The sequence below is a fragment of the Providencia sp. PROV073 genome (genome assembly GCF_033688125.1).
Classification (GTDB): Bacteria; Pseudomonadota; Gammaproteobacteria; order Enterobacterales; family Enterobacteriaceae; genus Providencia; species Providencia hangzhouensis.
Genome location: NZ_CP096353.1, coordinates 283,465 through 309,252 on the forward strand (window position 1 = coordinate 283,465; position 25,788 = coordinate 309,252).

Sequence of the window (25,788 nt, forward strand, 5' to 3'; positions counted from 1 at the left end):
TTTGTTCGAGATTAAGGTTATTGCTAAAGGGTAATATTACTTATGAAACTTCTCGACTGAGATTTTCTAGTATTGATTAAACTAGATTAGTTAAAGTAATCCGATAGCGATATTAAATGATGTCAAAGGATAACAGATTGAATAATAAATTGCCCTATAAAGAAACACGTTTAACGCATGATGAACGAAGCCACCAACTAACGAATATTAATATCTGGACTCCAGACAGCCAGTGGTTAGCGTATGATATACGGCCGAGCGGTAGTTCTTTTACAGGTTTATCTATAGAAAAAATTCATGTAAAAACATTACAAGTCGTTGAGGTTTATCGTGCAAGTCATGGGGCTCATGTTGGAGTGGTAACGGTAAGTCCTCAACTGCCAACTCAATATGCTTTTATCCATGGCCCTGAGTACCCTGATGAACAGTGGCAATATGACTTTCACCATCGAAGAGGGGTGTATGTTAAAGAAGACCAATTAAATGTAGTTCACCCAATTGATGCAATGTGCATTACCCCTCCGTATTTAGTGGGGGCGTTGCGTGGGGGGACTCATGTCCATGTTTTTAGTCCAGACGGAAAGTGGTTGAGTTTTACCTATAATGACCATGTAATGCATGAATTAGATGTGCAATTAGACCAACGAAATGTGGCAATTGCAGTACCTATTGGGCCCGTTAATGTGAGTCCTAAAATACATTTTCGAGAATATAGTGGCGATTACTTTTGTTGTGTTGTGACGCGAACAACGCAACAGCCTAAGCCTAGCAGCGATGAGATTAGCCGTGCATATGAAGAGGGTTGGGTAGGTCAAAAAGGTTATCAAAAAGAGAATGGAGAGTGGCAAGAAAGAGCGCTGGTGTTTATTGGTGACACTCATTCTACAAATGGAGAAATTATTCCTGAGATCTATATTGTTGATCTACCTTCACAGCTTGAGGATTACATGATTGCGGGGGAATCTCCTATCCAAGGAACAGAATCAAGCATGCCTTCCCCACCAAAAGGTATACAGCAAAGGCGTTTAACTTATACACACGATAAAAAATTTCCTGGTTTAGCGAAGCAGCCACGACATTGGCTAAGAACTTCGCCAGATGGTAAATCAATCGCTTGTTTGATGAATGATGATGACGGTAATGCTCAATTGTGGTTAGTTGATACGCTAACTGGAGTGCAAAGGCAGATAACTCAGGGTTCTTCACCAGTCCAGTCTGTCTTTAGCTGGGATAGTAAAGGTGAGCACATTTGCTTTATTTGTGACAATAGTGTCGTGTATTGTCACGTCGTAAGCGGAGCCATACAAAAATTAACGCAGCGTACTGAACTTGCTCCTGTTGCTGATTCCGTTGTATTTTCACCTAATGATGAATTGATTGCGTTTATGCGAGATATTGATGGATTTAGGCAAATTTATACCGTAGAAACGGGTTTAAACAGCAAATAAAATAATTATGTTACTACAGTCACGAATAAAAAAAGTATTGATAAGCTTTTTTTTATCTGTGACTGTTTTTATTTTTCTCTGATTAGCATTTAAAAAATTTAATTGTTAATTATTCATGTAATGAGTGCAAAAATACTTATAAACAGAATAGAATATTTAAGTTAAGGAGATGGTTATCATAATAAGATAATAATTAAACAGATATTATATAAATGATTGGTCAGATCTTAGATTAAAAAATAATGTATTCATAAATACAGTTAATACACAGTGAAATTTTAATTACAAACGTTTGATTGAGCCTGAATTACTTTTTAGTTTTATCTTTCTTTTCAAGTTCTTCTATGCGTTTTTTGGGTGAGTCTGCTTTATCATCATTACCCGATTTTGCGTAATCTAAAGGAATTAAAAGAGTATCCATAACAACAGAAAAGGGTAAATCAATAGCAAGTAAAGGTTTAACAACCCAGCCGGTCTCATCATCTTTAATCATTTTAATACTGTTTTTCGAACCAGGGTAATAACCTTCTGATGGGCCTGCATGAGTCATAATACTGGAGCAACCACTCAAAATAAGAGGTGCGATAAGAAAATATAATCGTATTGAAATTAAACTCGGCATAGACATTGTTAACCTGTATTTAGTTTGTCGTCCCCAATATTTACTTATAATAACTAAAAACAAGAAATTCACAATAATGGTGTCGTATTATTATTTTATTTAACCGTATGTATTTTTTTAGTTAATAGTTTACTTGTAGCTATTAACTAAAAATGTTTGTCTTAGGTAGCTATTTCGATGAATGATAAATAACGTTAAGAAATAAAGACATACTATTTTATATTTGTTATCAGGTTGAAAATTCTAAAAAAATAGATCATTTATTCCTTCTGAACTGTGCTCTATGGCACATATTACCCTTATGCTATTTGGCATAATCGATTCAGTAGTATGTTTTATCACCTATTTGGGTGTGTTTAACGGGTAACTTGTCGTCAAAAGGATGCGGTCTATGAGTGAATTAGCTCTTACTGTAAGTTTGTTGGCGTTAGCTGCTGCTTTAGGGCTATGGATTGGAAATTGGAAGATCCGGAGCGTTGGGCTAGGGATTGGTGGTGTTCTATTTGGGGGGATCATTGTTGGACACTTCGCCCAAAGTTATGGCTTGCAACTTAATAAAGACATGCTGCATTTTATTCAAGAATTTGGCTTGATACTGTTTGTATACACAATAGGTATTCAGGTTGGGCCTGGTTTTTTCTCTTCTCTACGCGTTTCTGGGCTGAAACTAAACGGCTTTGCGTTGATGGTCGTTGTCTTAGGCGCGGTGGTAACAGCAATCATATATAAAGTCGCGAATATTCCATTACCGATTATCTTAGGTATTTTCTCAGGGGCGGTAACGAATACGCCATCTTTAGGTGCTGGTCAGCAAATTTTAACTGACTTAGGATCTGACCCTAATCTTGTTGGCCAGATGGGGATGGGTTATGCCATGGCTTACCCTATGGGGATTTGTGGCATCTTATTGGTGATGTGGTTAGTACGCATTATCTTTAGAATTTCAGTAGAGAAAGAAGCTTCTGCATTTAATAGTTCTACTTTTCAACAGCGCGACTCTCTGCAGACTATGAACATTGCCATTCGTAACGCCAATCTTGATGGCTTAATGATGCAAGACATCCCACTGCTTGGTAGTGAAGCTATTGTTTGCTCAAGATTAAAACGTGGGGACATGCTGGTTGTTCCTCAGCCTACCACAGAAATTCATTTAGGTGACTTATTGCACGTTGTTGGTTTAAAAGATGATTTAAATAGAGTTCGTTTAATATTAGGTGAGGAAGTTGACGTATCCTTGTCGACATCAAGCTCTATTTTGCATTCCGTTCGTGTGGTGGTGACGAATGATGCTGTACTAAGTAAAAGGCTGAAAGACTTAAACTTAAAACAAAAATATGATGTTGTTGTGACACGATTAAACCGTACTGGTATTGATTTAGTTGCTAATAACAATTCGGTTTTACAATTTGGTGATATTTTAAATATTGTTGGACGTCCTGAGTCAATCGAAGCCGTCACCGCTTTGTTAGGTAATGCGAAACAGAAACTACAGCAAGTTCAAATGTTACCTGTATTCCTCGGGATAGGGCTTGGAGTTGTGCTGGGGTCAATACCCGTTTTTGTTCCTGGTTTTCCTGCCGCACTGAAACTAGGATTAGCGGGAGGGCCACTGGTTGTTGCTCTAATTCTCGGTCGTATAGGGACTATAGGGCGTTTATATTGGTTTATGCCTCCGAGTGCAAACTTAGCGCTGAGAGAACTGGGAATCGTCATGTTCCTCGCTGTTGTTGGGCTCAATTCTGGTGGTGGCTTCATTGATACTTTAATTAAAGGTGATGGGCTAACGTGGATTGGTTATGGGCTATTGATTACGTTTGTACCACTATTTATTACAGGTGTTGTAGCTCGAATTTTTGGCAAAATGAACTATTTGAGCCTTTGTGGGGTGCTAGCGGGCTCTATGACAGACCCTCCTGCACTGGCTTTTGCAAATAATATTCATGCGGCCAGCGGTGCTCCGGCATTGTCTTATGCAACGGTTTATCCATTAGCGATGTTTTTAAGAATTATTTCTCCACAATTGCTGGCTATTTTATTTTGGGCGGTTTAGCTAGATGTGATTGTTAAACCGATGAATAGCAGAAATTCTATTGAAATTTCTAAAATTATAGCTTTTTCAATATGATATTTGGATTTTGATGTTTGATGTATAAGGCAGTAATGAAAGGTATCACGATATATAGGGGCAAAAAGTGCTTTTGTTTAAGCAATAACCAAATAGAAAAGATGTTCTAATAGTTTTGAATGATATTCGTATTGAAAAATTAATTTGATTTCAATTACGGAGTTCTCGCTAATTTTTAGCCCCTTCTATATGAAAGGGCTTTTTTTTTACCTAAATATTGCAATAACAGGGCTAAAAGTACCTTGTCGTTTCACAACTAGCAGGTCACTTCTTGATAAGCTTTTTCAAGCTCTTCAGCTAATATCTTGATCCCTTGTTCAATTTTTTCTGGCTCAGGGACATAGTTCATACGCATACATTGATGCGCATGTGGCCAATCCTGTTCAATACCAGGGAAGAAGTAATGGCCGGGAACCATCAATACACCACGTTTTTTTAAGCGTTGGTATAATTCTAAGCAATTAATTGGTAGGTCTTTAAACCATAACCAGAGGAAAATGGCACCTTCTGGCTTATGAATTAAACACTTATCTTCTGGGATATAGCGGCGAATAATTTCGATGGCTTCTTCTACACGCTGCTTATAAAAAGGACCAATTACATTTTTAGATAACGAGATAAGGTCATCTTTTTTAAGCATTTCTAAGGCAAGCGCAGGGCCTATGCCACCAGGAGCAAGGCTGATGATGCCATTCATATTACTAACAGCTTCAATGATTTCTTCGTTAGCGATGATAATGCCGCATCGAGTTCCTGGTAAACCAAGTTTAGATAAACTCATACAAAGAATGACATTTTCGTTCCAAAATGGCGTAGCTTCGCTGAAAATAATGCCAGGGAAAGGAACACCATAAGCATTATCTATTAGTAGTGGAATATTATGTTGTTTAGCTAGTTGGTCTAAATGCTCAACTTCTTCATCAGTAATGACATTACCAGTCGGATTTGTTGGGCGAGACACACAAATCACCCCAATATCATCAGTAACCTCTAATGTGTTGAAGTCGACTCGGTATTTAAATTGACCATTAGGTAAAAATTCTATTTGTGGCTTATTCGCGACGAATAAGCCATCATCAAGACCTGAGTCTGCATAACCGACATATTCAGGGGCAAGAGGAAATAGCACTTTACGGGTGATACCATCTTCAAAGCGACCGGCTAGCAAGTTAAATAGATAGAAAAAAGCACTCTGGCTGCCGTTAGATAGGGCAATATTTTTCGCGCTAATATTCCAACCTAGTTTTGCTTTTAGCGTTGCTGCAAGCGCTTTCAACATGGCATCTTTACCTTGAGGACCATCATAATTACATAAAGTGTCCGTCAATTGGCCATTAGCACACATCTCAGCTAACAGATCTTGGAAATACTTATCCATTTCAGGGATATGAGCAGGATTTCCTCCCCCTAACATAATGGAGCCAGGGGTTCTTATGCCTTCATTCAAGTCTTTCATTAATAATGAAATACCTGAATTTTTAGCAAATTTATTGCCAAATTTAGAAAATATCATCGCATTTATTCACATATATTTATTAGATTGTTAATGGAATTTAAAACATACTCCGCTGCACCTCAGAGTTCAACCACCAATTTCTATCTTTTATTAAGATAAAATATTAAGATGGATATATTTAACAGTCTAAAATGTTGCAATGTTAATGCTTTGGTGGTTTATTTTTCTTTTTACTCGATGAGTTACACCGATAAAAACTAATTTATTTAAATTGGCAACAATTCACTAAATGGTCATTTATCATGCCAGTTGCTTGCATAAAGGCGTAGCAAGTAATTGAGCCGACAAATTTAAACCCACGTTTTTTGAGCGCTTTGGAGAGAAGCTTAGAAAGTTCTGTTTCCGCAGGAACTTGTGATGAGAGCTCCCAACCGTTGATAATGGGTTGGCCATTAACAAATTGCCAAATAAAAGTGGAGAAGTCTTCACCATTTTCTTTCATGGCTAAATAAGCTTTTGCATTTGCAATAATTGCATTAATTTTTAATCGATTACGGATGATCCGAGTATCTTGCATGAGTCGCTCAATATCGTCTTCATTCATTGATGCAATTTTTTCAGGGTCGAAATGATGAAATAGATCACGATATCCTTGGCGTTTTTTTAAAATGGTGTACCAAGAGAGCCCGGCTTGTTGGCCTTCAAGGCAGATCATTTCAAATAATGTTAAGTTATCATAAGTGGGTTTACCCCATTCATGGTCGTGATAAGCGATATATTCAGGATCTTGATTGACCCAATGGCAACGTGTTAGTGCGGTATCCATTTTTCATCCTTTTTACAATGGTAATTGGTTTGCCTCAAAAAACAAATCATTTATACTGTATAAATAACCAGCTTAAAAGGGGTGAAAGTATTTTTTTTTATTTTTAGAATAAATACAGACATATTCAATGCTGTATATCTTGCGGTCAAAGGGTATACTGGCGTACTTTCATTAAATTTTACGTATCGCGTGCGGATCTAACATGCAAAAGTTTGATACCAAAACCTTTCAAGGTCTTATCCTGACATTACAGGACTACTGGGCGCGTCAAGGCTGTACCATTGTTCAACCATTGGACATGGAAGTCGGCGCTGGAACTTCTCACCCAATGACGTGTTTGCGCGCATTAGGCCCTGAGCCTATTGCAGCGGCTTATGTTCAACCATCTCGTCGACCAACTGATGGCCGCTATGGTGAAAACCCAAACCGTCTACAACACTATTACCAGTTTCAGGTGATCATCAAACCATCACCAGACAATATCCAAGAGTTATACCTTGGTTCTTTAAAAGAATTAGGTGTTGACCCAACAGTTCACGACATTCGTTTTGTTGAAGATAACTGGGAAAACCCAACATTAGGTGCCTGGGGATTAGGCTGGGAAGTGTGGCTTAATGGGATGGAAGTTACTCAGTTCACTTACTTCCAGCAGGTCGGTGGTCTTGAGTGTAAACCAGTAACAGGTGAAATTACATACGGTTTAGAGCGCTTAGCGATGTATATCCAAGGCGTGGACAGCGTGTATGACCTTGTTTGGTGTGATGGCCCATTGGGTAAAACTACCTATGGTGATATCTATCATCAAAACGAAGTTGAGCAATCAACCTATAACTTTGAATACGCAAATGTTGATTTTCTTTTCAAATGCTTTGAAGAGTACGAAAAAGAAGCTCAACACTTGCTGGCTTTGGAAACGCCACTTCCACTACCTGCATACGAACGTATCTTGAAAGCGGCTCATACTTTCAACTTACTCGATGCACGTAAAGCCATTTCTGTTACTGAACGCCAGCGCTATATCTTACGTATTCGTACCCTAACCAAAGGGGTTGCAGAAGCGTATTATGCTTCTCGTGAAGCGCTTGGATTCCCTATGTGTCATAAGAACTAAGAGGCTGTCATGACTCAACAGACTTTCCTTGTGGAAATCGGCACCGAAGAGTTACCGCCGAAGGCTCTTCGTTCATTAGCTGAATCATTTGCTGCAAATTTTACGGCTGAACTTGATGGGGCAGATATTGCTCATGGTGCAGTAACGTGGTTTGCTGCTCCTCGCCGGTTAGCACTTAAAGTCGCTGATTTAGCGGCTTCACAGCCAGACCGTGAAATTGAAAAACGCGGCCCTGCTATCTCTCAAGCATTCGGTCCAGATGACCAACCAACTAAAGCCGCTGAAGGCTGGGCTCGCGGGTGTGGTATTACCGTTGATCAAGCTGAGCGTTTGACCACGGATAAAGGCGAGTGGCTACTCTATCGTGCCCAAATGAAAGGGCAGGCAGTCAGTGAATTACTGGCTGATATGGTTAGCTGTGCATTGGCCAAATTACCTATACCTAAATTAATGCGTTGGGCAGATAAGGACACACAATTTGTTCGCCCTGTGCACACGGTAACATTGTTACTGGGTAGTGATGTTATTGATGGCGAAATTTTAGGGATTAAGAGCGGGCGCACAATTCGTGGTCACCGTTTCATGGGTGAATCTGAATTTACTATTGATAATGCGGAACAATATCCAGCCATTTTACGTGAACGCGGTAAAGTCATGGCAGATTACGCAGAACGTAAAGCGGTTATTAAAGCCGATGCGGAAAAAGCGGCTCAGGCTCTTGGTGGCCAAGCTGACTTAACAGATAGTTTGCTTGAAGAAGTGACTTCATTGGTTGAATGGCCGGTCGTTTTAACAGCTAAATTTGAAGAGAAATTCTTAGATGTTCCTTCAGAAGCGCTAGTTTATACCATGAAAGGGGACCAAAAATATTTCCCAGTTTATGATAAGACGGGCAAGTTAATGCCTAATTTTATCTTTGTGGCAAATATTGAGTCTTCTGACCCTCAGCAAATTATTTCAGGTAACGAAAAAGTTGTACGTCCGCGTTTAGCCGATGCCGAATTTTTCTTTAAAACTGACCGTAAACAACGTTTGGAAGATAACTTACCACGCTTAGAAACTGTATTGTTCCAAAAACAATTAGGTACACTGCGTGATAAAACTGACCGTTTAGAAGCATTAGCTGGCTGGATTGCAAACAAAATTGGTGCAGATGTAAACCATGCGACACGAGCTGGTTTATTAGCAAAATGTGACTTAATGACTAATATGGTGTTTGAATTCACAGACACTCAAGGCGTTATGGGAATGCATTATGCACGCCATGATGGTGAGTCAGAAGACGTTGCATTAGCTTTAAAAGAGCAGTACCAACCGCGTTTTTCTGGAGATGCACTTCCATCGACTGATGTTTCAGCCGCATTAGCATTGGCTGAAAAAATGGATACGCTTGCTGGTATTTTTGGTATTGGCCAACATCCTAAAGGCGATAAAGACCCATTCGCTTTGCGCCGTGCTGCATTAGGTGTCTTACGCATCATCGTAGAAAAAGGCTACCAGCTTGATCTTGTTGAAATGACAGAAGAAGCAGCTCGTTTATACGGTGATAAATTAACCAATAAAAATGTGGTTAATGACGTTGTCGAGTTCATGCTTGGTCGTTTCCGTTCTTGGTATCAAGAATTAGGCTATAGTATTGATACCATCCAAGCGGTATTAGCTCGTCATCCAACACAACCTGCTGACTTTGATGCACGAGTGAAAGCTGTTACTCACTTCCGTTCATTAGAAGAGGCGCAGGCACTTGCAGCGGCAAATAAACGTGTTTCCAATATTCTGAGCAAATCAGAAGAAAAATTGGCTGATAACGTTTTAGCTTCTGTTCTAAAAACACCTGAAGAAGTCAAACTTGCGACCCATGTTGTGGTATTGCAAGATAAACTTGCGCCAATGTTTGCAGAAAGGAATTATCAAGAGGCTTTAGTTGAATTAGCTTCTTTACGCGATATCGTAGATGAATTCTTTGCAAATGTTATGGTAATGGATGAAGACCAAGCGGTTCGTATTAATCGTTTGACGCTATTAAGCCAATTACGTGAGTTGTTCTTAAAAGTAGCGGATATTTCTTTGCTTCAATAGCCTTAAAAATAGGTTATTAGCTTGTAGTTAACGTTATTTTTATAAACGCTAACCTGTTTGATAAATAAGCACTAAAATATTCTAGTGCTTATTTTTTACTTAAAATAAGGTAATTTGCATATAAGCCTTACTGTTTTGGTGGTTTTATCAGCAAACGAACAGAATTGGCGAAAAATGGGTTGACGATCTCCGTTCTTGGCAGTATTATTCACACCGTTTTCGGCGAGTAGCGCAGCTTGGTAGCGCAACTGGTTTGGGACCAGTGGGTCGGAGGTTCGAATCCTCTCTCGCCGACCAAATTTTAGAACCCACCTCATTGAGGTGGGTTTTTTCGTTTATATACCTTCCTATTTTTCACCCCAACTATTTCAGACTAACTTGGCTTGCACTCAATAACCTATCTCTGTTGATATATAAGCTGATTCACTCATGTTGTTTTAGGTAAAAACGCTTTTTCATTACAAGGACTCGTTAATGAAAGTTAATAACGTTTTATCGATACATCTTTGTTTCTTCTTATTAAGTCTTTATACCGTTATTGGCTTTAAAGCTTATAGCGCGCCTATAGCGCCTCCAAATGGTATTGTTGAGATGCCATCTACTTGTATTATGATAAACCAAGTACATTTCATTGGGCTTGAGCAGATTAAGGAAATAGCTGTTAGCCAAGTCAATAAATGGCGGCAAAAGATAGAGGGCCAATGTATTGATGAACAAGGCTTACTCAACTATGCAGATGATATTACGGCGAAGTTAATTCATGCAGGCTATCTGACCTCTTACTTGTATTACCCTGAGCAAACTTTTCTGTTTGGTATTTTGCAAGCAAAAATAATAGCAGGAACGGTTTCTTCTGTGGTTTATCAAAATGAGCAGTCAGAAGATAAATTACTACCACACATATTTCCTTTCCAGTTAGGTGATACGCTTAATTTACGGCAAATTGAACAAGGCTTGTACAATTTGCAAAATACATCTTTACTTCCTTTCCATATCAAACTAATTCCTGATGATACCTATGGGAATGCTACTCAAATTGTCGTGGTAGGCCAGCACCGACGCGAATTCCAAGGTGCGCTTTCTTTTGAATCACACTCAATTTCTCGGCAAGTCGGTAGCACTGTTGGCCATACTTTTATGGTCGCCAATCCTTTTTTACGAAGTGATTTTTTATATTCAGAAATCAGCCGTCAATTTAGCAACACAGAAGAAACTGAAATTAAATCAGCAATATTGTTTTACTCTCTCCCTTATCAATATTGGTTGTTTTCAATATTTAGTGGGTATCAGGAAAATAAAACAGTTATTACCAGTAATGATGCCGCTTTACCACTACAGCAACATAATGGCTTCTTATTACTACAAGCCGAATATTTATTAAAGCGAACAGAAAAAACGGTAACTTCATTAAGTCTAGGGTCTGAAAGCCAAAAAAGTGACACGTTTTTGGCTGACCTACACTTACGAACACAACAACGCTTGGCTCATTACATCATTGGTGGGTTAACTCATCAGGTCAATTTTTTACGGGGAAGTGCTTTAGTTACATTAACGTATAAACAAGGAACTAACTGGTTTGGTACCAATGTACAGCAAATTACGGGTTTAAATAAGCCACAGGTTTTACAGATTTCGGCTTCAGCAATGAAGGAAGCCTCCCCTTTTCAATATCAAAGCCAATTTGATATGCAATTAAGTCGTGACAAGCTAGATGTTTTATTAGACCAAGGATCACTTACTGGATTTGGAGGTGTTAGTGGTTTTATCGGTGGAGCTGAGCACCTTGAAATGGGGGATAATAGCTTAAAGCTACAAAACGAGGTGGTCTGGCAGAGCCCATGGCCGCAAATGGCTTTATATACCTCGTTAGGTTTAGGAACAACATCAAATGATAGAGCCACATTTTGGAAAGAAAACCTATTGCTGGGAGGGAGAGTCGGAGCTAAAGGCCAAATTGGGAGTTTGTCATATCATTTATTTGTAGAAGCGCCAGTTTGGCAAACTGACCGACTACTGGTAAATTCAATGAGTTCGAGCCTTCAAATGAAATTTCATTATTAATTAAATCATAGGGTTAAAGCTGGTGATTGTATCTATTTAAAATGACCTAGGTAATATTAGGCAATTGTAGTTTTTATCATCAGTATTAAAGCATATTCTGTACTTTGGAAAATAAGAATACAAACTACAGCCAGTATTATTTTATTCTTTAAGTTATCAATTGGTTAAAATTATGTTTAGTGAAAGCAGTTGAATGTTTTTTATTTGCATAAAAAACAAACTAAATAATTACATACTAAAATAATTTCCACATCGATTCTCTCTAGTGTTTTATTTCGTATCATGCCAACAAAAGCACTATATTCGTTCAGTAATTCAGCACTTAATCACAAATATAAAAATAAATAACCTCGATATAAAACCCTATTCACTACTAATTATATGGTTATAACACCTGCATCTTGCACTTCATTATGAAATTTTAAGCTAAATTGCAATGCTAATTGTTTCTAATATGTTACATGAATTGTGGGCGGAGCGTAAATGTGGCTATTGACGAAGTGAGTGACAGTTGATTAATTGCACAATGAATAACAAAAAATACAGATACTACATCTGTCGCTTTTATGACGGATCTAGACATCAAGCAAAACAACATGAACACCATAGGAGCATACAGATGCGCTCTATTAAAAAGACAGGTCTACTGACTGTAGGACTTACATTGGCAGCATTAGCAGTATCAGCAACAGTACAGGCAAAAACGTTAGTTTACTGTTCTGAAGGTTCTCCAGAAGGCTTTAACCCACAGTTGTTCACATCAGGAACAACCTATGATGCAAGCTCTATCCCGCTGTATAACCGTTTAGTTGAATTCAAATTAGGAACAACGGAAATTGAACCGGGTTTAGCGGAAAGCTGGGAAGTGAGTGATGATGGTAAAGAGTACACTTTCCATCTACGTAAGGGTGTCAAATGGCACTCTAACAAAGAATTTAAACCGACCCGTGATCTTAACGCAGATGATGTGATTTATACATTTATGCGCCAAAAAGATGCAAATCACCCATATCATAAAGTTTCAGGCGGTAGCTACGAATACTTTATGGGAATGGATATGGATAAAATTATCGATAAAGTTGAAAAAGTCGATGATAACACAGTAAAAATCACATTAACTCGCCCAGAATCACCATTCTTAGCTGATATGGCAATGGACTTTGCATCGATTCTTTCTGCTGAATATGCAGACCAGATGTTGAAAGCGGGTACGCCAGAGAAAGTGGACTTAAACCCAATTGGAACGGGCCCATTTGTTCTGCAACAATACCAAAAAGACTCTCGTATTCTTTATAAAGCCAATGACCAATATTGGGGTACAAAACCTAAACTTGACCGTTTAGTCTTCTCTATCACACCAGATGCTTCCGTTCGTTATGCAAAACTGCAAAAAAATGAATGCCAAGTCATGCCATATCCAAATCCGGCTGATTTAGAGCGCATGAAGCAAGATAAAGACATTACATTAATGGAGCAACCAGGCCTAAACGTCGGCTATCTCTCTTATAATGTTGAGAAAAAACCATTAGATAATCAAAAGGTTCGCCAAGCACTGTCTATGGCGGTGAACAAAGATGCAATTATCGAAGCGGTTTATCAAGGTGCAGGCCAAAAAGCGAAAAACCTTATCCCACCGACAATGTGGGGCTATAACGATGCGGTAAACGATTACGAATATAATCCTGAAAAAGCCAAAGCCTTATTAGCAGAAGCGGGTTTCCCGAATGGTTTTGAAATTGACCTGTGGGCTATGCCTGTTCAACGACCATATAACCCAAATGCACGCCGTATGGCGGAAATGATCCAAGCAGACTGGGCAAAAGTTGGCGTTAAATCAAAAGTTGTTAGCTACGAATGGGGAGAGTACCTCAAACGTGCGAAAGATGGTGAGCCACAAACAGTAATGATGGGTTGGACGGGTGACAATGGGGACCCTGATAACTTCTTTGCAACCTTGTTTAGCTGTGCAGCAAAAGAGCAAGGTTCTAATTACTCAAAATGGTGTAATGAAAGCTTTGAGAACTTGATCCAACCAGCGCGCCAAACAGCAGATCACGACAAGCGAGTCGAACTGTACAAACAAGCGCAAGTTGTGATGAATGAGCAGGCGCCAGCCCTGATTATCGCGCACTCTACAGTGTTTGAACCCGTACGTAAAGAAGTCAAAGGCTATGTGGTTGACCCATTAGGCAAGCACCACTTCGAAAACGTCGATATTGAGAAGTAATCGTATCTAATCTGTCTATCCCCTTCGTTGCTGGTTTAGAGCGGAGGGCGTTTTCTTCTCTAGAAGAAGCAGAGAAGTTAAGTTGTTTGTGAGCACCCGGAAAAGCAATTTTCTGAGTAGCCAAACGGACTAAGAGCCGTCAACGGCATTATTAAAGAGATTCAGGATATGTTGCAATTTATCCTCCGACGATTGGGGCTTGTGATCCCCACGTTTATCGGTATTACATTATTGACTTTTGCCTTTGTCCACATGATCCCAGGCGACCCGGTGATGATCATGGCCGGTGAAAGGGGACTATCCCCTGAAAGGCATGCTTATTTAATGGCAGAGTTAGGGCTTGATCAGCCACTTTGGAAACAATATCTTCATTATATCAATGGGATATTTCATGGTGATTTAGGGATTTCCTTAAAAAGTCGCATCGGTGTATGGGAAGAGTTTTTGCCCCGTTTTTTAGCGACAGTGGAATTGGCAACTTGTGCCATGATTTTTGCAATTTCTGTAGGGATCCCAGTTGGGGTTTTAGCCGCAGTAAAACGTGGTTCAATCTTTGACCATACTGCGATTGGCCTTTCTTTAACAGGCTACTCAATGCCTATCTTCTGGTGGGGGATCATGCTCATCATGTTAGTGTCGGTGCAATTAGACCTCACCCCTGTTGCAGGACGAGTGAGTGACACTGTTTTTCTTGATGATTCCCAGCCTCTGACCGGTTTTATGCTAATTGATACCCTAATTTGGGGTGAAGATGGCGATTTTATTGATGCGGTAGAGCACTTGATATTGCCTTCCATTGTCTTGGGTACGATCCCATTAGCCGTTATTGTGCGTATGACTCGCTCGTCAATGTTGGAAGTATTGGGAGAGGATTATATTCGTACTGCACGTGCTAAAGGTCTTGGCCGCGCTCGCGTAATTTTAATTCACGCACTACGCAATGCATTATTACCCGTTGTTACGGTAATTGGCTTGCAGGTTGGGGTGATGTTAGCAGGGGCTATCTTGACAGAAACTATTTTCTCATGGCCTGGGTTAGGGCGCTGGTTAATCGAAGGGCTACAGCGTCGTGATTACCCTGTGGTACAAGGGGGAGTTCTGCTGGTTGCTACACTGATTATCTTCGTAAACTTAGTGGTCGACGTGCTGTATGGCATTGTAAACCCACGTATTCGTCATAAGAAATAAGGAGCGCTAAATGTCTCAATCTACTGAGCCAACCGTTGTCAGCGCCCCACAGCCGATGACACCATTACAAGAATTTTGGCATTATTTTAAACGTAATAAAGGGGCAGTTGTCGGGATGTTCTACATTATCCTGATGGTACTGATTGCGATTTTTGCAGGTATATTAGCTCCACATGCTCCAGATGAACAATTTCGTGATTTCTTACTTGCTCCGCCAGTTTGGGAAGATGGGGGAAGTTGGCATTTTATTTTAGGCACTGATGATGTTGGGCGTGATTTACTCTCTCGTTTAATGTATGGCGCCCGACTGTCACTGCTAGTTGGTTGTTTAGTGGTTGTGCTGTCGTTAATCATGGGGGTCACTATTGGTGTGATCGCTGGCTATTTTGGTGGTGTCGTTGACGCATTAATTATGCGAGTTGTCGATATCATGTTGGCATTGCCAAGTTTGTTATTAGCTTTGGTACTGGTCGCCATTTTTGGACCTTCGATTGTTAATGCCTCGATTGCTTTGACGTTTGTTGCATTACCTCACTATATTCGATTAACACGAGCGGCTGTTTTAGTGGAAGTCAACCGTGACTATGTGACGGCTTCTCGTGTTGCGGGTGCAGGGGCTGTACGCCAAATGTTCGTGAATATTTTACCTAACTGTTTGGCACCATTGATTGTACAAGCCTCTTTAGGTTTTTCGAATGCCATTTTAGATATGGCTGCTTTGGGTTTCCTCGGAATGGGCGCGCAGCCACCAACTCCTGAGTGGGGAACGATGCTGTCTGATGTGCTGCAATTTGCACAAAGCGCATGGTGGGTTGTGACTTTCCCTGGACTGGCAATTTTATTGACGGTGCTTGCGTTTAACCTAATGGGTGATGGGTTACGTGATGCATTTGATCCAAAACTCAAGCAGTGATGAGGTAACCAAATGGCATTGTTAAATGTAGAACAACTTTCGGTTCATTTCGGAGACGAAAAGGCACCGTTTCGCGCCGTTGACCGCATCAGCTATAGCGTTGATAAAGGCCAAGTCGTTGGTATTGTAGGGGAATCTGGTTCAGGTAAATCAGTGAGTTCACTGGCTATTATGGGGTTAATTGATTACCCGGGAAAAGTGATGGCGAATTCATTGCAATTTGATGGACGAGATTTATTGTCAATCCCTGAAAAAGAGCGCCGGCAAATCGTTGGAGCCGATGTGGCGATGATTTTCCAAGACCCGATGACTAGTTTAAACCCATGTTTTACGGTGGGTTATCAGATTATGGAAGCATTGAAAGTCCACCAAGGCGGCAGCAAAAGTACGCGTAAGCAACGGGCAATTGACCTGTTAGACATGGTGGGTATCCCTGACCCACAATCACGTTTAGATGTGTATCCTCACCAATTGTCAGGAGGAATGAGCCAGCGTGTGATGATTGCTATGGCAATAGCATGCCGGCCTAAATTATTGATTGCGGATGAGCCGACAACGGCATTAGATGTCACTATTCAAGCCCAAATTATTGAATTATTGTTGGAATTGCAGCAGCAAGAAAATATGGCATTAGTGCTTATCACGCATGACCTCGCTTTAGTGGCAGAAGCTGCGCATCATATTATTGTGATGTATGCGGGGCAGGTGGTGGAGTCCGCCAAAGCAAGTGATATTTTTAAACATCCTCGCCATCCTTATACACAAGCGCTATTACGTGCCTTGCCGGAATTTGCGACGAATAAATCCCGTTTAGCCTCACTTCCTGGTGTGGTCCCCGGAAAATACGATAGGCCTGTAGGGTGTTTATTGAACCCACGTTGTCCGTATGCAACGGAGAAATGCCGTCAAGAAGAGCCAATGTTACAAACCGTTGGTGATCGCCAAGTCAAATGCCATATGCCGCTGGATGATATGGGGAGGCCAACATTATGAGTGATAAACAACACACTCCATTGCTCAAAGCGGTGGATTTGAAAAAATATTATTCCGTCAAAAGAGGGGTTTTTGCTGCTGAAAAAACCTTAAAAGCATTGGATGGAGTCTCTTTTGAGCTAGAACGAGGTAAAACACTGGCCGTGGTTGGGGAGTCGGGGTGTGGTAAATCGACATTAGGTCGTTTATTAACCATGATTGAGCAACCTTCTGAGGGCGAGTTGTATTACCAAGACCAAAACTTGTTAGTAAAAGATAAGTCTGCAGAGAAACTGCGTCGCCAAAAAATCCAAATTGTGTTTCAAAACCCTTATGGCTCTTTGAATCCACGTAAAAAGGTGGGGCAAATTTTGGAAGAGCCGTTATTGATTAATACTTCACTGTCGAAAGAGCAGCGCAAGGAAAAAGTATTATCGATGATGGCTAAAGTGGGTTTAAAAACAGAGCACTATAGCCGATATCCTCACATGTTTTCTGGTGGTCAACGCCAGCGTATCGCGATAGCACGTGGTTTAATGCTTGACCCTGACATTGTGGTTGCAGATGAACCCGTTTCCGCACTGGATGTTTCTGTTCGTGCTCAAGTATTAAATCTGATGATGGATTTACAGCAAGATTTAGGTTTGTCTTATGTCTTTATTTCACATGATTTATCGGTGGTAGAGCATATTGCTGATGAAGTCATGGTGATGTATTTAGGCCGCTGTGTGGAGAAAGGAACAAAAGAGCAGATTTTTAATAACCCTCTTCACCCTTATACTCAAGCGTTATTATCAGCGACACCAAGGTTGAACCCAGACGCTCGGCGCGAACGTATTAAGTTAACGGGAGAGTTACCAAGTCCTTTAAACCCACCACCGGGGTGCGCATTTGCAGCGCGTTGCCGTAGAGCATTTGGTCAGTGTACTCAATTTCAACCAACATTGAAGGAATATAACCAACAGTTAGTTGCGTGTTTTGCGGTTGATGAAGATGAAAAACAAACGGTTGTCGTGAGTTAAGGAGTGAAACGGTGGAAAGGCTAACTTTCTGCCGTCTTTTATTCTAGTGCCACTTTAAGCCGCTTTAACATGCTGTTTGTCCTAAATACCCAATCTTTCTTTTTAAGCTACTCTTTTACGGATAAAATCAAGTATACTGACTGATGTTTCCGTTTTCTTTAAAAAGCTGCTTGATTAGAAAGGTTGTGGCCAAATGAATACCCGAGTCCAACGCTCACTAACATTAAAAAGTATGGTCGTATTCTTTATGATTACGCTACTATCACTTGCGCTTTTTTTAGCTATTCAATTCAGTTACTTAGTTGAACAACGTAAGCAAGATTATTTAGACCAGCTCAGTAACGCTGTAGTGCAAATTCAAAAACCATTAACAGATTCCCTCCTAAGCTCCGACCTTAATGAAGTTAAACGGCTGCTGATAAGCTTAAAGACATCAGGCATTATGGGAAACGCGATTATTACTGTTGATGGCACAACGGTAATGAACCTAAGCTTTGCAACGCCGAAGCCGATACCCAATTGGGTTACCCATTTTGTGGGGATCCCTGTCGAAATGACCGTACCATTGTATGCGTATGGAAATGTTGTGTTGCAAGCGAAGCCTCAAGGGTATTTAACATTACAAGTGGATCCTAACCGTGTTTATCGGTTTGCGCTAAATACCCTTGCTTTGATGACAACAACTTATTTATTGTTGGTACTCATTATTGCTATTGGAATGACGTGGTGTGTCAGTCGTATGATAATAAGGCCGCTACGTAAAATTGCAATTGAATTACAGACAAATTCTGAAGTTAATCAAATTGTTGTGTCTGAATATCATCGTGACGATGAGCTCGGTTTACTTGCAAAAGGGTATAACCGTCAAAGAAAACAGCAAAAATCAGATTAAGTCATGAACATGAACTCAGCTTTATGGTCTAATATCGTTATAGTGGTAACAATGAAAAATGGAATAAAGCCAAACTATATCGTTTAACCCGATAAGTTCACGTTTTTCGTTAATTTATCTGTTGCTATTTGCGGTTAAATATAAAGATATAAAACACATAGGGGTTTACATGCAGGGCTTGAAAGTTCGGTATATCATTGGTGTTGTATTATTCTCAGTCGCGCATTTAGCGGGAGCTGAGCCTTTACAACCTGATCCAGCATGGCAGCAAGGGAAGCTAGAAAATGGCTTTAGCTGGCAATTATTACAAACACCGCAACGTCCTAATGATCGTATCCAGCTTAGATTAGCAATTAAAACAGGCTCATTAACAGAAAAAGCGAGCGAAAAAGGGTACAGTTACCTCATTCCTAAAATGGCGTTGCTTCATCAAACTGAAGCATTTCCAACAGCAACATTACAAGATTTCTGGCGTCAGGCCACAGACCCTGACATGCCAATTCCACCCGCTGTTGTTTCTTATGACTACACCATTTATAGCTTAAGTTTACCGAATAATCGCCCGGACTTAATTAAGCAAGCACTTAGCTGGTTAGCAACTTCTGTTGCAGGAGCTGAGTATACAGAAACGACACTACATAATGGTTTGACAGCACAAAATGTCCCAGTTGCAACACTTCCTTTAAATGCCAATGATCCCGTTTGGCGAGCGCGTTTAAAGGGGTCAACGATGATGGGGTATGACCCAGGCCAAAAACCGAATGATGTTGTAGCTCTTGATAGTGTGAATTCTTTTTATCAAAAATGGTACACACCGGACGTCATGACATTGTATGTAGCGGGCCATGTTGATTCTCGAATGTTATCTGATTCAATTTCACAAACTTTCTCATCATTAGAAGGTAGGCGCTCTGAACCTGTTTCTGTTGCAGTACTATCGGCGGTAAAACCACAATCTATTGATATTTTACAGGAACAGCCTGCACAGGATACGCTTTCATTAATTTGGGATATTGATTGGCTCCCCATTAAAGACTCAAATGTTTTACTGCGTTATTGGTCGAGCGATTTAGCACGTGAAGCGGTTTATCGTTCTTTGCAAAAAGCGTTCAATCAAAAATTTAATCAAGGAGAAGTTGTTCCGGGGTTAGATTGTCGTGTGCAATATCAGAAAGCCAGTTGTACGTTAACGGTGACAGCAGCACCTGAAAAAATGGCAGCGGTAACGGATATTGTTGCGAGTGAGCTTGCATCGATTAACCAAAATGGTATTGCTGCTGAGCTATTTGACGATATGCTTAAAGAAAAACAAGTGCAGTTATCGCAACTATTTGCAGCCTATGCGCGTACGAGTACTGATGTTTTGATTAGCCAACGTTTGATTTCTCAACAAAATGGGGTGGTTGACATTGCTCCTGAACAATACCAGCGGTTAAGGCAATCTTTCTTGGCGTCACAAAGCCTTGAACAGGTGAATATGGAAGCCCGTCGGTTATTATCTCAAGAGGCAGCGTTTGTATTAGCGCAGCCAAAAGATAAACAAATGATGGATGCAGAACAAATTCGCCAGAAATTTACCAAGGTGTTATGGCCCCAAATTGCTGCGCCAGTACCAACAGAAGCCGCTCCCGCTGCACCAGCAGAAGAAAACCACACCTCACAATAAGCATGAAAAGATAGATATATGAAAAGATAGTCATTGAATGATTCAGTGGCTACCTTTTCATTAATGTTATTGGCTTAATAGCGATTCAATAACGCGAATTAGAGTCTCTCGCGACTCTCTGTCATCAACAAATCCTGCCGCACTGATTTTTGCTTCTGGTGCGTAATAGGCTGCAGACCCCCAAAAGCCTAAATGGGAATACAGGGTGATACCATTGACCACATTAACCATAATGCCTAATCGGTAAAGTTCTGCACCTTCGTGAGAGCCCATACTAAGCATCGTCTTTAGCGTGTTCGGTGATGAAAAAATATCCCCCTCAAACAAGGCTTCTAGGAAGGTAGCCATTTGTTTCGATGACATAACTAAACCCCCACCGCCATAGGTATCCATGGAAGCATGAATATGTGTTCCATCCAATTTACCTAAATATTGACGAGCCCGTGGTGCTGCGATTTGCGGCGGTTGTTCTAATGACTCCCAATAGGCGCTCTCGAGACCAATAGAATCGAAATGCAAAAGTTCCCTAACAGCTAGGCCAAGAGATTGCCCCGTAATCCGTTCAATAATATTACCGAGCAAAATATAACCCGTATCTGAATAGATAAAGGATTTTGCAGGCGAAAACGTGGGAAATTGTTTACGCATGTACATTTCGATTTGTTCTGTTCGGCTCCAAACATAGTTAGGTTGTTTGAGAACGGCTTTTAGATAGTCTCCATCTGCATGGTCTAGCAGGCCACTACTGTGCTCCAGTAAATGGCGGATAGTGATAGCATGAGTATTACATTGGGTACTGAGTAGCGTATTATATTTAGGGTCAATATATTCAGATATTGCATCATCAATACTGAGTTTTTCCATTTCAGCAAGACGTAAAATTGCAGCTGCGGTAAATGTCTTTGTATTACTGGCAATTCGTAGTGGTGTATCAACAGTAAGAGGCCTACCTTCAATATCCATTCCTCTAGCACAGAAGGCACCCACGCTATTTTTGCTTTGATTATGATAGTAAAGGACGATGCCACAAGTTAAATTTTCGAGTTGTTGAATAGAGGTGGTCATAATAATCTCATTATTGAATGATTAAGATGAGGATATATGGCATCTTAATCATATCTATACGATCCCTGTACGCTTTAAATGCGCTTAAAGTGACAATATGGCGATGACACAATGGCCAGTGTTTTTTCTTTTTATATAAATTTGGTGCTATGTTTATCCTCAATATAAGAACATAAAATGTACCCAGACATTGAAGTAAAGGAAATAACATGAATAGCTTGAATATATTTCTACAACGGTTAGGTTTGCGTTATCCCATCATACAAGCCCCAATGGCGGGAGTTTCTACTCCGGCGCTAGCCGCTGCGGTTTCAGAAGCTGGAGGGCTTGGCTCACTAGGCCTAGGTGCAAATTCAGTAGAACAAGCTCGCCAATTGATTACTCAAACACAAGCACTGACAAGTAAAGCATTCAATGTCAATTTATTCTGCCATTTACCTGCGAAACGTCATCCTGATAATGAACTGGCATGGAGCCAGTATTTAGCGCCTTATTTCGCTCAATTTAATGAGACTCCTCCTACCTATCTCAATGAAATTTATCACACTTTTTTAGATAACTCAGAAATGTTATCTATGTTACTTGAAACAAAACCTGCAGTAGTGAGTTTTCATTTTAATATTCCATCCATCGAGGTGGTACAGCAATTGAAACAACATGGTATTTATACCATGGCGACGGCAACGAATTTACAAGAAGCACAACAAATTGAATTGGCTGGAATTGATGCTGTTGTTGCACAAGGTATTGAAGCGGGAGGGCATCGAGGCATGTTTGATTTGCAAGTTTTAGATGAAGAACTCACCACTTATGAATTAGTGACGTTAATCTCTCAACATATTGATTTACCTGTGATTGCTGCGGGTGGCATAATGGATGGGCAAGATATCAATAGGGCTTTAGAGTGCGGTGCTGCTGCCGCTCAATTAGGCACAGCATTTTTACTTTGCCCTGAATCTGCCGCGAATGCAGGTTATCGAGCTAAGATCAAATTGCAAACAGCGGATCACACTCAACTAACTTCTGCTATTTCAGGGCGCCCAGCGAGAGGGATTATTAATCAATTTATTCGAGCAGGTAACGGCTATGAGACAAGTCAATTACCTGATTATCCATTGGTTTATGATATTGGTAAGCAGCTCAATGCAGCAGCAATGAAGTTAGGTAGTGATGAGTTTGCGGCATATTGGGCGGGGCAGAATGTGGCGAAAGCTCGTGAGATGTCTGCGTCTTTATTGGTTAGAACGTTGGCAGAAGAAATGAAACGCTAGTTTTAAACAGTGGTAGGGCGGTTTGTCTTACCGCCCCAGTAAGTTGTTATTTAATTATTTCGTTATCCAATGAACCTTTTGGCTCATCAGTCGCTATCCAAGCTGCACAAAATAAGGTTAAACGCGCAAAGAAGTAAAAGAATGCCATTAGGCCAAGCACTGAACCAAACGCGGCTCCAGAAGGTGACGAGGCAAGGTTAGGTAAAATCCATGTCATGATGGATTTAATGATTTCAAACCCAATAGCTGCAAGCAATGTTCCTTTAAATAGTGACCTGCGGCGATGCTGCATACGCGGTAGGATCCAAAAAATCCATAAAAATAGTAGGAAATTAGCTGTAATTGATATTGTTAAACCAATCAGTGTCCAAGCAGGTTTAAGCCATTCTATACCATCTAACCCAAGCGTACTGACAATCGTCGCTTGTGCAGAGCCAGCAACAGAGGTAAGTGTAATTGTCACAATTAAGGCAATAAGTAGGCCAATTAAGGCAAAGAAGTCGCGAATGTAGCGGAAAATAATATTTTCATGTTCATCTTCATTACGTTCCCATACAGAACGTGATTGTGCCAAAATAGCTAAACGTAAGTTATTAACCCAATTAACCCCTGAGTACACGGCTAAAGCCAACCCTGTCAGCCCAACTGTCGTACGTTGGCGGATTGCGGTGTCTATTGTTCTTTCTAATGTATTTGCGAGCGTAGGGTCAGTAATATTTGCAGAAATTCCACGAACTAATTTTTCAAGCAATTCAGGATTACTGGCTAATACAAAACCGGCAGCGGCGAATGAAAACATTAAAACGGGAATTAAAGAGAGAAAGGAGAAATAGGTAATTGCAGCCCCAAACTGGTTCCCCATTCGGTCATTAAAACGTTGCACGGTACGAATGATGTGAGCAATAAAAGGAATTGCACAAATAAAGTTCACAACTCGCATTGAGAAGGTCACTGCTTTTTTACTGCCATCAATACTTTTATTCAGTGTCGCTTTCAGTTTATTAGTATCTTTCTGTTCTTCTTCCTGCGTATTCGACATTTAATCCCCTTTTCCCGCAACTAAAAGTTGTCTGACTTTTCGACCTATTTAATGCCTATAAATGAATTATATGCATAGTACTATAGCTTAAATTGGACAGTAACTTCATCCCAATGACTGTTTTAAGAGACAAATAGTCATTGGAACGTTTGTTTAAAGTCAAAGCAACTGGTTAATTAATCAGAGGAAAAGGGGCGTTAGAAATTAAAGCGCATCTTTATAAACTTGCAGTTCAGCTTGGGCTTCTTTTAATTCTGCTTGAGCTTCTGCGAGTTTTCTTTCACGTTTTTTAATTTTACTACTGTCATCGCCTTTTAATTTTTCTTCCTGCAGCTCAGCTTCGCGTTCCTGCACTTTTTCTGTTTTCTCAGCTACATCTTTTTGACTATCACGATATAAAGATTCTGGAGTGCAATAACGATTCACATTATCTAATGCTTCTTCTAAGCCTTTAACTCGATGCTGATTACCATGTTGTTTTGCGTAATCAATTTGTTCTTGAATGCGTTGTTTCTTTATTTCGCAGCCATTTTGTGTTTTTGCTGCCATTACTGATGCGCTAGCAAAAAAGGAAATACAAATACTAGTTGTAAGGAGTAGTTTATTCATTATTTACCTCTGTTTATTTTAAAATTTGTGTTTAGGATAGCGTTTTATTTCTTTTCAGTCATGTGAATTTTAACACAGCTATGGTTATGACATTTGTAGTCAATTTTAGCTATAATGACGCGGATGAATAAATCCGGTCTATTTTTTGTTCAAAAGGGCTATCTTTAAAGAACCTATTTAATAATAGTCATCTTAGTGGCTAGTATTGAATTTCCTCAGGAAACAAACGTTACATGTTAAGTTATCGTCACAGCTTTCACGCAGGCAACCATGCTGATGTGTTAAAACACACAGTACAGAGCTTGATCATTGAATCTCTGAAAGAGAAAGAAAAACCGTTTCTGTATTTAGATACACATTCAGGTGCTGGCCGTTATCAATTAACGGGGGAACATGCAGAAAAAACAGGTGAATATCTTGAAGGGATTGCGCGTATTTGGGAGCAACCTGATTTGCCTGAGGAATTATTGCCGTATATGAATATTGTGCGCCAATTGAATGATAATGGGCGTTTACGCTATTACCCGGGTTCACCATTATTAGCGAAATATTTATTACGTGAACACGATAAGCTGGTATTAACTGAACTACATTCGAGCGATTATCCATTATTACGTACAGAATTTTCACGGGATAACCGCGCGCAAGTTTTCAAGGAAGACGGCTATCAACAGCTAAAATCGAAATTACCTCCACAGAGTCGACGTGGCTTTGCGCTGATGGACCCTCCTTATGAGATGAAGACGGATTATGAAGCGGTCGTGAAAGGGGTGGTGGAAGGCTATAAACGCTTTGCAACAGGAACATATGCAATTTGGTATCCTGTTGTATTACGTCAACAAATTAAGCGTATGGTCAATCAATTAGAAGCAACAGGCATTCGTAAAATATTACAAATTGAATTGGCGGTACGTCCTGATAGCGACCAGCGTGGGATGACGGCATCCGGTATGATAGTGATCAACCCACCTTGGAAACTTGAGCAGCAAATGAAGAATGTGCTGCCATGGTTACATAAAACACTCGTCCCAGAAGGCACTGGGCATACGTTAGTTGAGTGGATTGTGCCAGAGTAAACTGTATTTTTGATAGGTAATACCGATTAAATTAACAGGTGTTATCTATCGTAAAGCGCTATTTATGCCATGACAATCAATAGCATGATGCGAGAAAATGCATTCATAAATCATTCAATC

Annotated in this window: 20 protein-coding genes and 1 tRNA gene; 15 read left to right on the forward strand and 6 right to left on the reverse strand. The window is 40.2% G+C overall.

Going from position 1 to position 25,788, the window contains the following annotated elements; translation table 11 throughout:
* The first annotated feature begins 116 nt into the window (after nt 1–116).
* Nucleotides 117–1,448: a DUF3748 domain-containing protein gene (locus M1F17_RS01255; RefSeq protein WP_318837187.1), complete on the forward strand. Its 1,332-nt coding sequence runs from the start codon at nt 117–119 to the stop codon at nt 1,446–1,448.
* 307 nt (nt 1,449–1,755) lie between these two features.
* Here the strand turns inward: M1F17_RS01255 and M1F17_RS01260 are convergent, their stop codons facing one another.
* Nucleotides 1,756–2,070, reverse strand: coding sequence for a YceK/YidQ family lipoprotein (locus tag M1F17_RS01260; RefSeq protein WP_094960895.1), 315 nt, complete (start codon nt 2,068–2,070; stop codon nt 1,756–1,758).
* A 391-nt stretch (nt 2,071–2,461) separates the two neighbouring features.
* On the opposite strand from M1F17_RS01260, the gene M1F17_RS01265 reads away from it, so the two are divergent.
* Nucleotides 2,462–4,120 carry a putative transporter gene (locus tag M1F17_RS01265; protein WP_136134095.1) on the forward strand — a complete coding sequence of 553 codons (1,659 nt, stop codon included), beginning with the start codon at nt 2,462–2,464 and terminating at the stop codon, nt 4,118–4,120.
* A 331-nt stretch (nt 4,121–4,451) separates the two neighbouring features.
* Here the strand turns inward: M1F17_RS01265 and M1F17_RS01270 are convergent, their stop codons facing one another.
* Together M1F17_RS01270 and M1F17_RS01275 are read right to left on the reverse strand one after the other, a co-directional pair.
* Entirely contained in the window at nt 4,452–5,708 is a 1,257-nt protein-coding gene (locus M1F17_RS01270) for a valine--pyruvate transaminase (protein WP_094960801.1), read from the reverse strand.
* A gap of 205 nt (nt 5,709–5,913) precedes the next feature.
* Entirely contained in the window at nt 5,914–6,477 is a 564-nt protein-coding gene (locus M1F17_RS01275; protein ID WP_004262650.1) for a DNA-3-methyladenine glycosylase I, read from the reverse strand.
* 202 nt (nt 6,478–6,679) lie between these two features.
* On the opposite strand from M1F17_RS01275, the gene glyQ reads away from it, so the two are divergent.
* From glyQ to M1F17_RS01330, 11 genes are all read left to right on the forward strand, one after another.
* A complete protein-coding gene (gene glyQ, locus M1F17_RS01280; RefSeq protein WP_004262647.1) occupies nt 6,680–7,588 on the forward strand; it encodes a glycine--tRNA ligase subunit alpha in 909 nt (302 codons plus the stop codon).
* 9 nt (nt 7,589–7,597) lie between these two features.
* On the forward strand, nt 7,598–9,667 hold the full coding sequence (glyS, locus tag M1F17_RS01285) for a glycine--tRNA ligase subunit beta (RefSeq protein WP_164454867.1): 2,070 nt from the start codon (nt 7,598–7,600) through the stop codon (nt 9,665–9,667).
* A gap of 220 nt (nt 9,668–9,887) precedes the next feature.
* Nucleotides 9,888–9,964, forward strand: a tRNA-Pro gene (locus M1F17_RS01290).
* A gap of 177 nt (nt 9,965–10,141) precedes the next feature.
* On the forward strand, nt 10,142–11,728 hold the full coding sequence (locus M1F17_RS01295) for a ShlB/FhaC/HecB family hemolysin secretion/activation protein (RefSeq protein WP_144138757.1): 1,587 nt from the start codon (nt 10,142–10,144) through the stop codon (nt 11,726–11,728).
* Between the two features lie 619 nt (nt 11,729–12,347).
* Complete coding sequence (gene dppA, locus M1F17_RS01300) at nt 12,348–13,955, forward strand: dipeptide ABC transporter periplasmic-binding protein DppA (protein ID WP_004262639.1); 1,608 nt, start codon at nt 12,348–12,350, stop codon at nt 13,953–13,955.
* 168 nt (nt 13,956–14,123) lie between these two features.
* Nucleotides 14,124–15,143 (forward strand): dipeptide ABC transporter permease DppB, encoded by a 1,020-nt coding sequence (dppB, locus tag M1F17_RS01305; protein ID WP_004262635.1) that lies wholly within the window; start codon nt 14,124–14,126, stop codon nt 15,141–15,143.
* 10 nt (nt 15,144–15,153) lie between these two features.
* Nucleotides 15,154–16,056: a dipeptide ABC transporter permease DppC gene (gene dppC, locus M1F17_RS01310; protein WP_144138760.1), complete on the forward strand. Its 903-nt coding sequence runs from the start codon at nt 15,154–15,156 to the stop codon at nt 16,054–16,056.
* 12 nt (nt 16,057–16,068) lie between these two features.
* Nucleotides 16,069–17,049 (forward strand): dipeptide ABC transporter ATP-binding protein, encoded by a 981-nt coding sequence (dppD, locus tag M1F17_RS01315; RefSeq protein WP_094960799.1) that lies wholly within the window; start codon nt 16,069–16,071, stop codon nt 17,047–17,049.
* On the forward strand, nt 17,046–18,050 hold the full coding sequence (dppF, locus tag M1F17_RS01320) for a dipeptide ABC transporter ATP-binding subunit DppF (RefSeq protein WP_004262626.1): 1,005 nt from the start codon (nt 17,046–17,048) through the stop codon (nt 18,048–18,050). The genes dppD and dppF overlap by 4 nt, the downstream gene beginning before the upstream one ends.
* A 193-nt stretch (nt 18,051–18,243) precedes the next feature.
* Complete coding sequence (locus M1F17_RS01325) at nt 18,244–18,942, forward strand: HAMP domain-containing protein (RefSeq protein ID WP_036958595.1); 699 nt, start codon at nt 18,244–18,246, stop codon at nt 18,940–18,942.
* A gap of 169 nt (nt 18,943–19,111) precedes the next feature.
* The gene (locus tag M1F17_RS01330) at nt 19,112–20,608 is read left to right on the forward strand and encodes an insulinase family protein (RefSeq protein ID WP_036958594.1); all 1,497 of its coding nucleotides are present in this window, start codon (nt 19,112–19,114) and stop codon (nt 20,606–20,608) included.
* A 66-nt stretch (nt 20,609–20,674) separates the two neighbouring features.
* Here M1F17_RS01330 and M1F17_RS01335 read toward each other — a convergent pair whose 3' ends face one another.
* Nucleotides 20,675–21,673 (reverse strand): serine hydrolase domain-containing protein, encoded by a 999-nt coding sequence (locus M1F17_RS01335; protein WP_318837188.1) that lies wholly within the window; start codon nt 21,671–21,673, stop codon nt 20,675–20,677.
* 209 nt (nt 21,674–21,882) lie between these two features.
* Here M1F17_RS01335 and M1F17_RS01340 point away from each other — a divergent pair, with 209 nt between their 5' ends.
* Entirely contained in the window at nt 21,883–22,944 is a 1,062-nt protein-coding gene (locus M1F17_RS01340; RefSeq protein WP_318837189.1) for a nitronate monooxygenase, read from the forward strand.
* Nucleotides 22,945–22,990: 46 nt separating this feature from the next.
* Here M1F17_RS01340 and yhjD read toward each other — a convergent pair whose 3' ends face one another.
* Together yhjD and M1F17_RS01350 are read right to left on the reverse strand one after the other, a co-directional pair.
* Nucleotides 22,991–23,983: an inner membrane protein YhjD gene (yhjD, locus tag M1F17_RS01345; RefSeq protein WP_004262608.1), complete on the reverse strand. Its 993-nt coding sequence runs from the start codon at nt 23,981–23,983 to the stop codon at nt 22,991–22,993.
* Between the two features lie 204 nt (nt 23,984–24,187).
* The gene (locus M1F17_RS01350) at nt 24,188–24,592 is read right to left on the reverse strand and encodes a DUF1090 domain-containing protein (protein ID WP_036958592.1); all 405 of its coding nucleotides are present in this window, start codon (nt 24,590–24,592) and stop codon (nt 24,188–24,190) included.
* Between the two features lie 233 nt (nt 24,593–24,825).
* On the opposite strand from M1F17_RS01350, the gene M1F17_RS01355 reads away from it, so the two are divergent.
* The gene (locus M1F17_RS01355) at nt 24,826–25,668 is read left to right on the forward strand and encodes a 23S rRNA (adenine(2030)-N(6))-methyltransferase RlmJ (protein ID WP_004262593.1); all 843 of its coding nucleotides are present in this window, start codon (nt 24,826–24,828) and stop codon (nt 25,666–25,668) included.
* Nucleotides 25,669–25,788: the final 120 nt, after the last annotated feature.